The 12051-nt window shown below is 74.0% G+C and carries 9 protein-coding genes, 1 tRNA gene and 1 pseudogene; 7 read left to right on the top strand and 4 right to left on the bottom strand.

Annotated elements, in window-relative coordinates; translation table 11 throughout:
* Positions 1-366: 366 nt before the first annotated feature.
* Positions 367-870 carry a gluconokinase gene (locus tag IE330_RS25105; protein ID WP_190138383.1) on the bottom strand — a complete coding sequence of 168 codons (504 nt, stop codon included), beginning with the start codon at positions 868-870 and terminating at the stop codon, positions 367-369.
* A gap of 191 nt (positions 871-1061) precedes the next feature.
* On the opposite strand from IE330_RS25105, the gene IE330_RS25100 reads away from it, so the two are divergent.
* The 3 genes from IE330_RS25100 (at position 1062) to IE330_RS25090 (ending at position 5664) form a co-directional block, all read left to right on the top strand.
* Positions 1062-1763: a FadR/GntR family transcriptional regulator gene (locus IE330_RS25100; protein ID WP_190138382.1), complete on the top strand. Its 702-nt coding sequence runs from the start codon at positions 1062-1064 to the stop codon at positions 1761-1763.
* A gap of 165 nt (positions 1764-1928) precedes the next feature.
* Entirely contained in the window at positions 1929-2360 is a 432-nt protein-coding gene (locus IE330_RS25095; RefSeq protein WP_190138381.1) for a YchJ family protein, read from the top strand.
* A gap of 382 nt (positions 2361-2742) precedes the next feature.
* On the top strand, positions 2743-5664 hold the full coding sequence (locus tag IE330_RS25090; protein WP_190138380.1) for a peroxidase family protein: 2922 nt from the start codon (positions 2743-2745) through the stop codon (positions 5662-5664).
* 104 nt (positions 5665-5768) lie between these two features.
* Here IE330_RS25090 and IE330_RS25085 read toward each other — a convergent pair.
* Positions 5769-5856 (bottom strand) — tRNA-Leu (locus IE330_RS25085).
* A gap of 178 nt (positions 5857-6034) precedes the next feature.
* Between IE330_RS25085 and IE330_RS25080 the strand changes: the two genes are divergently transcribed.
* From IE330_RS25080 to IE330_RS39915, 3 genes are all read left to right on the top strand, one after another.
* The gene (locus IE330_RS25080; RefSeq protein ID WP_190138379.1) at positions 6035-7378 is read left to right on the top strand and encodes a M20/M25/M40 family metallo-hydrolase; all 1344 of its coding nucleotides are present in this window, start codon (positions 6035-6037) and stop codon (positions 7376-7378) included.
* 244 nt (positions 7379-7622) lie between these two features.
* Positions 7623-7856, top strand: a complete 234-nt coding sequence (locus IE330_RS25075; protein WP_190138378.1) for a chaplin — start codon at positions 7623-7625, stop codon at positions 7854-7856.
* A 152-nt stretch (positions 7857-8008) separates the two neighbouring features.
* Positions 8009-8944, top strand: coding sequence for a chaplin (locus IE330_RS39915; RefSeq protein ID WP_190138377.1), 936 nt, complete (start codon positions 8009-8011; stop codon positions 8942-8944).
* A gap of 74 nt (positions 8945-9018) precedes the next feature.
* On the opposite strand, the gene IE330_RS25065 is transcribed toward IE330_RS39915, so the two are convergent.
* Complete coding sequence (locus IE330_RS25065) at positions 9019-9207, bottom strand: DUF5703 family protein (protein ID WP_016641768.1); 189 nt, start codon at positions 9205-9207, stop codon at positions 9019-9021.
* A gap of 47 nt (positions 9208-9254) precedes the next feature.
* On the opposite strand from IE330_RS25065, the pseudogene IE330_RS25060 reads away from it, so the two are divergent.
* Positions 9255-10001: pseudogene (locus IE330_RS25060) on the top strand (hypothetical protein); the annotation flags it as partial.
* Positions 10002-10177: 176 nt separating this feature from the next.
* Here the strand turns inward: IE330_RS25060 and IE330_RS25055 are convergent.
* The coding region (locus tag IE330_RS25055; RefSeq protein ID WP_190138376.1) for a helix-hairpin-helix domain-containing protein at positions 10178-12051 on the bottom strand (1874 nt) is incomplete at its 5' end.

Genomic DNA, 12051 nt, shown 5'->3' with positions numbered 1-12051 from the left:
CCGGAACGACGAGGCCGGAACGACGAGGCCGGAACGACGAGGCCGGAACGACGAGGCCGGAACGACGAGGCCGGAACGACGAGGCCGGAACGACGAGGCCGGAACGACGAGGCCGGAACGACGAGGCCGGAACGACGAGGCCGGAACGACGAGGCCGGAACGACGAGGCCGGAACGACGAGGCCGGAACGACGAGGCCGGAACGACGAGGCCGGAACGACGAGGCCGGAACGACGAGGCCGGAACGACGAGGCCGGAACGACGAGGCCGGAACGACGAGGCCGGAACGACGAGGCCGGAACAACAAGACCGGAACGACAAGGCCGGAACGGCAAGACCGGAACGACAAGGCCGGAACGACAAAGCCCTACCGCGAGGCCAAAGCCCCCGCCGCCCGCTCCGCGATCTCCTCCGGCGAGCCCGTGACGTCCACGGCCACGCCCGCCTCGTCCGAGCCCAGCGGCTCCAACGTGGCGAACTGCGAGTCGAGGAGGGCGGTCGGCATGAAGTGGCCCTCGCGGTGGCTCATGCGGTCCTCGATGAGGGCGCGGTCGCCGGTGAGGTGGACGAAGACGAGGCCGGGCGCGGCGGCCCGCAGCCGGTCGCGGTAGCCGCGCTTGAGGGCGGAGCAGCTCACCACCCCGCCACGCCCGGCGCGCCCGTGCGCCCACGCGCCGATGGCGTCGAGCCAGGGCCACCGGTCGTCGTCGGTCAGGGGGGTGCCGGACGACATCTTGGCGATGTTCTCCGGCGGGTGGAAGTCGTCGCCCTCGGCGTAGGGCACGCCGAGCCGGGCCGCGAGCAGGGGGCCGACCGTGGTCTTGCCGGTACCTGCGACGCCCATCACTACGACGACGTGGGGGGTGCTCATCGCTGCTGCCTCGCTGTCTTCATCGACATCGGTCGCGGGCCGCCACCCCACCGCACGCCCTCCGGCGACGGTTTCGGACACGGACCCGTTCCGTTCACGCCACTGAAACTCATTAGGTCTGACGAATTCAAGAGACTGTGACATAAAAGTCTGACTTTTTAGGTGTGACACCGTCCTCGTACGCTGGCTCCATGACCGCACAGGCCCGGGGGCTGCACGCCCGTGTACTGGACAGCCTCGGGCCCGCCATCACCGGGGGCGAGTACCCGCCCGGGAGCGTCCTGCGCACGGACGAGCTCGCGCAGCGCTTCGAGGTGTCGCGGTCCGTGATGCGCGAGGCGGTGCGCGTCCTGGAGTCCATGCACCTGGTCGCGTCCCGCCGCCGGGTCGGCGTGACCGTGCTGCCCGCCGAGGAGTGGAACGTCTACGACCCGCAGGTCATCCGCTGGCGCCTGGCCGGTGCCGACCGCCCGCGCCAGTTGCGCTCCCTGACCGTCCTGCGCTCGGCGGTCGAGCCGGTCGCCGCGGGTCTCGCCGCGCGCCACGCCACGGCCGGGCAGTGCGCGGCCCTGACCGAGTACGCGCTGGGCATGGTCGCCACCTCCCGCGGCCGGCAGCTCGAGGCGTACCTGGTGCACGACATCGCCTTCCACCGCACCGTCCTGAACGCCTCCGGCAACGAGATGTTCGCCCGCCTCGGGGATGTGGTCGCCGAGGTCCTGGCCGGTCGTACGCACCACGACGTGATGTTCGAGGACCCGGACCCGGCGGCCGTGACCCTGCACGTCCGCCTGGCGGAGGCGGTACGGGAGGGCGACGCGGCCGGCGCGGAGGCCCTCACCCGCGAGATCGCCGAGGGCGCCCTGCGCGAACTGGACATCCTGGCCCCCTGACCACACCGGGCCCCAGCACCCACCAGCCGCCTCCAGCCCGAGAGCCGTCCCGAGCTCCACACCCCCGCAGCCCCCGGCGGCCCTCCCGCGGACCCCACCCCCCGCAAACCTCACTCCCTCCCCGCAGACCCCACCCTCACCCCCACCCTCGGCGAGAATGACCCCATGCCCCCACGCGCACCACGCCGCCCCGTCGGCCCCGCCCGCCCCACCCACCCCGGCACCTGCCCCTGCGGCAGCCTTCGGTCGTACGACGACTGCTGCGGCCGCCTGCACCGCGGCGAGGCGGCCGCGGCGACGCCGGAGGAGCTGATGCGGTCCCGGTACAGCGCCTTCGCCGTGCGCGACGAGGCGTACCTGCTGCGCACCTGGCACCCGCGCACCCGCCCGCCGGAGATCGGCTTCGACCCGGCGCTGCGCTGGACCGGCCTGGAGGTCGAGGAGACCACCGAGGGCACCGCCTTCCACAGCACCGGCACCGTCACCTTCCGGGCCCGCTACCGCGACGACGGCCGCCCGGACTCCCTGCACGAGCGCAGCCGCTTCGAACGGGTCGACGGCGCCTGGGTCTACGTCGACGGCGAGTTCATCGACTGACCCGCGCCCCGGCACACCCCGCGCCCCGGCACCTCGGGGCACGCGCCCCGGCACACCCCAAGGCCAAGCCCCGCCCCCGAACCCCCGCCGCCCCCGGCCCCCGCACGCCCCCGACCCGGCGACGTACCCGTCATGACCCGGCCACCGGCGCACCCCCCGAAGAGGGAAACCAGAGGACCGAGGACCGCGAGGGACGCGGGCCGTCCCGCCGCGCCCCCGCCCCGGGGCCGCTGACAGGCCCGGACGGCGCCGCCCGGCCGCCTGTTCGACCCCGCGCGGGGGCCGCGCACATGGCGGGTTCGGGCGCTGTGGCCCGTCCCGCGCCGCCAGTAGCGTCGACGCCTCCCGCCGTGTACCGACCTCGTGCGAAGGGAAGCGCCCGATGGCCGAAGAGACAGCGCCCGAGCGGAGTACGGCCGAAGAGACAGCGCCCGGGCGGAGTACGGCCGAGGCGACGCCGCCCGTGCCCGGGCACGGGTACGAGCGCTACGCCGGCGGAAGCCCCGAGGCCGAGCGCCGCCTCTTCGAGCGGCTCGCCCGCGAGCTGACGCGGGTCCAGGCCGTCACCCGGCGCGCCGCGGGCGGCGGCTCCCTGGCCCGGACGTTCCACGCCAAGGCCGCGCTCGGGATGGAGAACGCCCGCCTCCGCTTCCGCGACGACCTGCCCGCCGAGCTGCGCCACGGCTTCGCGCGGCCCGGCGCCGAGTACCCGGCGACCGTACGGATCTCCAACGCGAGCGGCGCCCGGCAGGCCGACGGTACGGCCGACCTGCGCGGTCTCGCCGTACGCGTCGTCGTGTCGGGGGAGGAGAGCCACGACCTGCTCGCCACCAACTGGCCGGTGTCGCACGCGAAGGACGCCCGCGAGTTCGTGGCCTTCGCCCGGGCCATGGCGGGCGCCCGGACCCGGCTCCAGGCCGCCGTCGGCCTCTTCGTCAAGCTGCCGCTCGCCGTCGGCCCCGCCACCGCCCGCCGCATGCGGCGCACCGTCCTGGCGGGCACCCGGCACACCGTCGAGAGCCTCGCGGCCGAGACGTACTGGAGCCGCGGCGCGATCCTGTGGGGCACCGCGGGGCCGGTGCGCTACCTGCTGCGCCCCGCCGGCGGCGCGGCCTCGGCCCCGCGCCCCGACCGCCGCGACCCCAACCACCTCCGCCGTGACCTCGAACGGCGCCTCGCCACCGCGGACATCGCCTTCGACCTGTGCGTCCAGCGGTACGTCGACGAGGCGCGCACCCCCGTCGAGGACGGCTCCGCCGACTGGCGGGAGGCCGTCGCGCCCGCCCTGCCCGTCGCCCGGCTCACCATTCCCGGCCAGGACCTCGACACCGCCGAGGCCCGCGCCGCCGCGCTCCGCGTGGAGGACCTCACCTTCAACCCCTGGTACACCACCGAGGACTTCCGCCCCCTCGGCAACCTCAACCGCGCCCGCAAGGCCGCCTACGAGGCGAGCGCCGCCCACCGCCAGGGCCTGCGCTTCCTGACCGAGGAGCCCCTGCGCAACCGCGTCCTCTCGGTCCCCGCGGAGGCGGCCTTCCGGCTCCTGAACCGCTTCGTGCCCTGGCACCGCCTGCCGACCCGGGCGAGCCTGCTCAACCTGCTCTTCCTGCGCAAGGAGCTGCGCCGCGCCAACCTCGTCGACACCGACGTGCACGAGGCGCCGCCGCGGGCCGTGCCCGTCCCGCGCCCGCCCGACGAGCGCCTGCGCACCGCGCGCTCGTACGACGGCACGTACAACGACCTGTCCGCGCCCGCCATGGGCTCCGTCGGCGCCGCCTTCGGCCGCAACCTCGCGCCCGTCCACCGGCCCGACACCTTCGACACCCCGAACCCCGTCACCGTCAGCCGCGAGCTGCTCCACCGCGAGACCTTCCTGCCCGCGACCTCGCTCAACGTGCTCGCCGCCGCCTGGATCCAGTTCCAGGTGCACGACTGGGTGAACCACCGCCGCCACCCCGCGGGCACCAAGACCGTCGAGGTCCCGCTGCCCTCCGGGATGTCCTGGCAGAACACGCCCGGCGGGCCCGCCGAGCGGGTCATGCGGTTCGCCGAGAACGAGAGCCTCCCCGTCCCCGACGGCCGGCCGCCCCTCTTCGGCAACACCGCCTCGCACTGGTGGGACGGCTCCGAGGTGTACGGCGAGAACGAGACGACCGCGCGCTCCCTGCGCACCCCCGGCGGCGGCGCCGACCTGCGCCTGGAAGGGGGCCACCTGCCGACGGGTCGCGACGGGGCACCGCTCAGCGGCTTCACCGACAGTTGGTGGCTCGGCCTCAGCGTGCTGCACACCCTCTTCGCCCGCGAGCACAACGCCGTCTGCGCCGCGCTGCGGCAGGCGTACCCCTCCATGGGCGAGGAGTCCGTCTACCACACGGCGCGCCTCGTGGTCTCCGCCCTCATCGCCAAGATCCACACCGTGGAGTGGACGCCCGCGATCCTCGCCACCGAGGCCCTCGACATCGGCCTGCACACCAACTGGGACGGCCCGCCGGACAAGTGGCTCGACAAGCTCGGCCTGTGGCTGTTCGAGTCCCAGGCCCTCACCGGCATCCCCGCCACCCTGCCCGACCACCACGGCGCCCCGTACTCCCTCACCGAGGACTTCATCACCGTCTACCGCATGCACCCGCTGATCCCCGACGACTTCGAGCTGCGCGAACACCACTTCGGTCAGCGCCTGGAGACCGTGGGCTTCCTCGACATCAACGGCACGGCGGCCGAGGGCGTCCTGCGCAAGACAGGGCTCGCGAACACCCTGTACTCCTTCGGCATCGCCCACCCCGGGGCCATCACGCTGCACAACTTCCCGCGCGCCCTCACCCGGTTCGAACGCGACGGCGAGCTCATCGACCTGTCCGTCGTCGACCTCGTCCGCACCCGCCGCCGCGGCGTCCCGCGCTACGACGACTTCCGCGCGGGCCTGCACCGACCGCGCCTGCGCCGCTTCGAGGACCTGACCGAGAACCCTGAGACGCTGGCCCGGCTCAAGGACGTCTACGCCTCGGTCGACGAGATCGACACGGTGGTCGGCCTGCTCGCCGAGAACCCGCCCACCGGCTTCGGCTTCAGCGACACGGCGTTCCGCGTCTTCATCCTGATGGCCACGCGCCGCCTCCAGAGCGACCGCTTCCTGACCGTCGACTTCCGCCCCGAGATCTACACCCCCCTCGGCATCGACTGGGTCCGCAAGGGCAGCATGAACACGGTCATCCTCCGCCACTGCCCCGACCTGGCCGCCCTCCTGCCCCGCACAGCCACAGCCTTCGCCCCCTGGCGCAGGGTCCCCCCACAGCCGACACCGTAACCGCGACACGCGGGCCGCGCCGACCTCCGGCCAACGCTCGCCCACCGGGCCGCTCACACCACACCCCACACACGAAGAAGGCCCCTCGAGAGGGGCCTTCTTGCTGGTGTCCGAGGGGGGACTTGAACCCCCACGCCCGATAAAGGGCACTAGCACCTCAAGCTAGCGCGTCTGCCATTCCGCCACCCGGACCGGTGGTCTGTCGCGGTTTCCCGCGGCGACGTGGAAAACCATAGCAAACATTCGGAGGTCCCTGATCACACAGGTCACGAGCGTGAACGGCGGATGACGAGGGGCGCCCGCCCTTGGGCCCGGCGGGCGGGCGCGGGAGGATGGAGGGGACCCAGAGCGCGACATCGGGAGGAACAGCGTGAGCGAGCCGACCACGGGCGGCAAGGGCAGCGGAGCGGGGGCCGTGTCCGGTGAGGACGAGGTCGTCGACCTGTGCCGTGACCTGATCCGGATGGACACCAGCAACTACGGGGACCACTCGGGTCCGGGGGAGCGCAAGGCCGCCGAGTACGTCGCGGAGAAGCTCGCGGAGGTGGGTCTCGAGCCGCGGATCTTCGAGTCCCACCCGGGGCGCGCCTCCACGGTGGCCCGGATCGAGGGCGAGGACCCGTCGCGGCCCGCGCTGCTCATCCACGGCCACACCGACGTCGTACCGGCCAACGCCCAGGACTGGACGCACCACCCCTTCGCCGGGGAGATCGCCGACGGCTGCCTGTGGGGCCGGGGCGCCGTGGACATGAAGGACATGGACGCGATGACTCTCGCGGTCGTCCGGGACCGGCTGCGCAGCGGCCGCAAGCCGCCGCGCGACATCGTGCTGGCGTTCCTCGCGGACGAGGAGGCAGGCGGCACCTACGGGGCGCGGTACCTGGTCGACAACCACCCGGACCTCTTCGAGGGCGTCACCGAGGCGATCAGCGAGGTCGGCGGCTTCTCCTTCACCGTCAACGAGCAGCTACGGCTGTACCTCGTCGAGACGGCCCAGAAGGGCATGCACTGGATGAAGCTGACCGTGGACGGCACCGCCGGCCACGGCTCGATGATCCACAAGGACAACGCGATCACCGAGCTCTCCGAGGCCGTCGGCCGCCTCGGGCGGCACAACTGGCCGATCCGCGTCACCAAGACGCTGCGGCACTTCCTGGACGAGCTGGGTGACGCACTGGGCACCGAGCTCGACCCGGAGAACATGGACGAGACCCTCGCCAAGCTCGGCGGCATCGCCAAGCTGATCGGCGCCTCGCTCCGGAACACCGCCAACCCCACCCAGCTCGGCGCCGGCTACAAGGTCAACGTCATCCCGGGCCAGGCCACCGCGCACGTCGACGGCCGGTTCCTGCCGGGGTTCGAGGAGGAGTTCCTCGCCGACCTCGACCGGATCCTCGGCCCGCGCGTCAAGCGCGAGGACGTGCACGCGGACAAGGCCCTGGAGACCACCTTCGACGGTGCCCTCGTGGAGGCCATGCAGACCGCGCTCCAGGCCGAGGACCCCATCGCCCGGGCCGTGCCGTACATGCTCTCGGCCGGTACGGACGCCAAGTCCTTCGACGACCTCGGCATCCGCGGCTTCGGCTTCGCGCCGCTGAAGCTGCCGCCGGAGCTGGACTTCGCGGGCATGTTCCACGGCGTGGACGAGCGGGTGCCCGTGGACGCGCTGAAGTTCGGCGTACGCGTCCTCGACCGCTTCATCGACGCATCCTGATCTGTCCTGATCTGTCCTGAATTTCCTGCGTGTGTCCTACGTGTCCTACGCGTCCTGGAAGAAAGGGGGCGGATAATCCGGCTAGCCGGTCAATAAGCCGAAACGAAACTCCTAATAATCGGCTGCACGTGCGTATTGGACTGAAAAGAGTGAAAGCAGTCCGGCGCTCGTAGCCGCCCCTTGGCCTCCTCGTTACAGGTGGTGCGGTCCGCGGCTGGGGCCGCATTGCCAACTAGGAGGAACAATGATCAAGAAGGTCGTCGCCGCAGCGGTTGCCACGGGCGGTCTGGTGCTCGCCGGCGCGGGCGTCGCCGCTGCCGACGCCGGCGCGCAGGGCGCCGCCGTGAACTCTCCGGGTGTCGCTTCGGGCAACGTCGTCCAGATCCCCGTCCACGTGCCGGTGAACGCCTGTGGCAACACGATCTCCGTCGTCGGCGTGCTGAACCCCGCCTTCGGCAACTACTGCGTCAACAAGTGACGTTGCCGTGTCTCGCCCCCTGAGGGGCGCCACCCCATCGAGGGTCTGAGTCCACCGGCCCCGGAGCGCGTGCCCTGCGCTCCGGGGCCGTGGCGCAGGGCGCACGGTGCGACGGGCCCGTGCGTATCGCTGTAGGTCAGGGAGGGAAAACCATGCGACAGGCCACGCGCAAAGGTCTGCTCACCGCGGCGGCGGCCGGCGGGGTACTCGCGGTCACCAGTGGGTACGCCCACGCGGACGCGGGTGCCAAAGGCGGGAGTACGCATTCTCCGGGAGTGCTGTCGGGAAATACCGTGCAGGCCCCCGTGCACGCCCCGGTGAACCTGTGCGGAAACACCGTGAACGTGGTGGGGGTACTGAATCCCGCGGCCGGTAATAGCTGCTCCAACTCCTCCGGTCACGGAGACGGCGGGTACGGAGACGGCCACGGGGGCCGGCCCTCGGGGAGCGGAGCCTCGGCCCACGGCGGCTCCGGCCACTCGCCCGGCGTCGGCTCCGGCAACACCGTGCAGGCGCCCGTGCACGCGCCCGTGAACCTGTGCGGCGACAGCGTCACCATCGGCGGCGCGGGCAACGCGGTCATGGGCAACGGCTGCGCGAACGAGGGAGACGGCACCACGACGCCGCCCGGAAAGCCCGGGAAGCCCGGGCATCCGGGGAAGCCCGGACAGCCGGGGGAGCCCGGCGGACCCGGCACCCCTGGACAGCCGGGCGGACCGGGTACACCCGGGCACCCCGGGAAGCCGGGGGACGACACCTCCGGGGACCAGGGCGGCCCGGGCCAGCACGGCAGGCCCGGACACCCGGGTGGGCCGGGGGAGTACGGGCAGCCCGACGGGCCGCACCGGTCCAGCGGGACGGGCCCGCACGACGCCACGGGCCCCTACGGTGACACGGCCCCGTACGGCGAGACGGCGCTCGTACCGCCCGGCACGCCGGACCAGCCCGTGGCGCAGGCCGTCGCCCCGCCCGCGGGCAAGGACCAGCTCGCGCAGACCGGCAGCTCGCCGATGGCCGCGCTCGCGCTGCCGATGGGGGCGGGCATGCTGCTCGCGGGTTCGGTCCTGTACCGCCGAGCACGTGCGTGACGTGGTGTGAGGAGGGAGCGGGCCCCGTGATCGCGCGGGGCCCGCTCCCTCGTCACACCACCCGTCTCACCGCCTCACCAAGTGGCCCGGACCTGGCGGATGATGCGCCGCCGCAGCCGCACCCGCCGACTGCCGTCGGCGTGCAGGCTGAGGCGGTCCAGCTCCCAGTGTCCGTACTCTGCGTGGTCCGTCAGCAGACGTGTGGCCTCCTTGCGGGAGACCCCGCGCGGAACGTACACGTCGACAAATTCGTATTCCGGCATCGCATCTATTGTGCGGGCACCGGCCCGGTACGGATAGCGTCTGCACTATGTCTGATGCTGCGCAGCCCACCGCTGCCGAGGTACGCGCCGCCGCCGAGGCGGTCAAGACCGCGCTCGACCGCCATCTCGCCGCGGTCGAACGCAGGTCGGGCGAGGACGATCCGGCCGTCTACGACGCGTTCAACGAGCTGGCCGCCGCGGCCGAGGCCTACGACGAACTGCTCTACGACCGGTACGACGAGGTCACCCCCTTCGAGATCCCCGGCGCGGAGGACAGCCTTCCGCCGTACCAGGGGCCCGCGGAGCCGACCGCGCTGAGCGTGCTGATCCGGCGCGACTACGCCGTGGCGGAACCGCAGCGGCTCCTCGCCCAGGCCGCGCGCGTGGAGGCGGCGGACGAGGACGCGGCGGACGACGACCGTCAGGCGGGCACCGTGCCGGGCGCCATCGGCCTGCTCTTCGGTGAGTTCGAAGCGGACGAGATCGCCTCCCGGCACAAGGAGTTCGGCCTGGAGGAGGGCGACTCCACGCTCTGGGTCACGGCCCTGGAGGAACCGGCGGAGGCCGGCGAGTGGCTGGAGTCGCCCTTCGAGCAGGTCGACCCCCAGCGCGTGGTGTGCCGCTTCGACGTCAGCGCGGTCTTCGACGACGAGCCGAACGGTGTCGGCGGCCTCCACGACGACGCCGACGTCATCGATGACACCGACGACATCGAGGACATCGACGATGTGGACGACGTCGAAGATGTCGCCGACGTCGACGACGTCGGCGGTCGGGATCCGGTCGATTCCGACGTGGACGGTGAGCTGGAGTACGAGCTCGACGAGGCGGTGGTCCTGGGCGACACCGAGGAAGTGGAGCTCGTCGAGCGCAGGCCGGGCGAGTCCGCCTCGATCCGCGCGCGCGGCCCGCGCGGCGGCCGGGGAGCCCCGGCCACCGCGCGGGCCGGGGCCTCCGGTCCCGCGGCCCGTCAGCCCGCTTCGGGCTGGGGGCGCAGCAGGGTGCGCAGGCGGGTCGTGCGCTCCTTGGCCGGGCGCTCCGCCACTGCCTGGGGCAGGGCCTGGGCGACGCCCTGGACCACCGACAGATGGCGCTCGGCGCGGCTGAAGGCGGAGTAGACCCAGGGCCGGGTCAGCACCCCGGCGGCGTCGCCCGGCAGCACCACCACGGCGGCGGGCCAGCGGCGCCCGGCCGCCTGGTGCGCCGTGACGGCCCAGGCGTGCCGCACGCTCTGCTCCACCCGCTCCTTCGGTACGACCACGGGGGTGCCGTCGCACTCCAGGTGCAGGCCCTCGGCGTCGGCCCGTACGACGTGGCCGAGCGCCGTACGGCCCGGCGCCGGGGCGTACGCGACGCGGTCGCCGGGGTCGAAGCCGCCGAACCGGCCCGGGCCGGGATTCAGCCGCTCCTTCAGCGCCGCGTTGAGCGCGCGGGTGCCCGCGGCGCCGCCATGGCCCGGCGTGAGGACCTGGGTGTGCTCGGGCGGCACCCCGAGCGCGCGGGGCACCGAGTCCGCGACGAGCTGCACCGTGCGGTGGATCGCGTCGGCGGCGTCGCGCACCGGCACGATGACGACCTCCTTGTCCGGCGCGGCGACCTGGGTGAGCTCGCCGACGCCGATGCCCGAGACCAGCTCGCCGATGGGGCCGGGGTCCGGCGTGCGCGAGACGACCTGGGGGCAGGCGCGCGCCGCGAGCAGGTCGGCGAAGACCCGGCCCGGGCCCGCGGACCACAGCACGCCCGGGTCGCCGCTGAGGACCAGGCGGGCGCCGTCGGGCAGCGACTCGACGAGCACGGCCGCCGTCTCCACGTCGAGCTGCGGCGCGTCCAGGACCACGAGGAGGTCCAGGGCCAGCGCGCCCTCCGCGTCCCGGCCAAGGCCCTGCTGCCCGGACAGCAGCCCGGCCACGGTGACGACGGTGTCCGAACCCTCGGCACGGACCGCGCCGGAGCCCGAACCGGAGGCATCGGCGGCGCCGCTCGCGCCGGCCGTGCCGCTCCCGCCGTCGGCGTCCAGACGCCGGGCCAGGCGGCGCCGCCCGTCCGCGGTGTGGGTCGCCGCGCACACCCGCAGGCCGAGCGAGCGGGCCGCCGCGACCAGGGCGGCGGGCTCGGAGCGGGCCGCCTCGCCACCGGTGTGCACCACCAGGCCGTGCGCGGCGACGGCGCGGATCAGCTCGGCGGCGGAGCCGGAGACGTGGCCGGCGGCGGCCTCCCACGCCTCGGCGCCCGGGCCGGGTCCGTCGTCCTTCGGCAGGGAGTTCAGCACGCGGGCGAGACCGTCGGCGAGGCTCTCCTCCGCCAGCGCGTACCGCTCCAGGCCGAACAGGACGCGGACCGGGGGCGCCGCCTCCTCCTCGTCCCCGGTGCCCTCGGCGGCGGGGGCGGGAGCCGCCTGGGGGGCGTCGTCCAGGGCGTCCTGGAAGACGAGCACGTCGCCCTCCGCCACGGCGCTCCGCACCGCCTCGTCCGGGTCCGGCACGGCGCGCTGCCCGAGCGCGGCGGTGAGTGCCGCCGTGTCGAGGGCCGTGTGTCCGGCCAGCGCGGCCTGCTCCAGGAGCCACACCACCAGGGCGCGGCCCCGGCGCTCGTCCCCGGGCCCGCAGCCGTCTCCGAGCAGCGCCCGGGCGAAGCCGTCGGCCTGCTCGGGCCGCACCCCGGGGATCCGCAGCAACTGCCAGGGGTCCTCGCGGAGCAGACCGTCCGCGCCCTCGCCGAGGACGGCCGCCGCCCGGGGCGCGAGCGCGGTGGGCGCCCCGCCCTTGGCGACGACGGCCGCGACGGCGGCGACGGCCTCGCGCGCGGCGGCGGCGGGGGCCGCCGGGGCCGCCTGGGCCGGGCGCC

Origin of the sequence: Streptomyces longispororuber (assembly GCF_014656095.1) — a bacterium.
Taxonomy (GTDB): Bacteria; Actinomycetota; Actinomycetes; order Streptomycetales; family Streptomycetaceae; genus Streptomyces; species Streptomyces longispororuber.
Note: the sequence above shows the minus strand (reverse complement) of the source record. Positions and strands in the feature narration are given on the sequence as shown.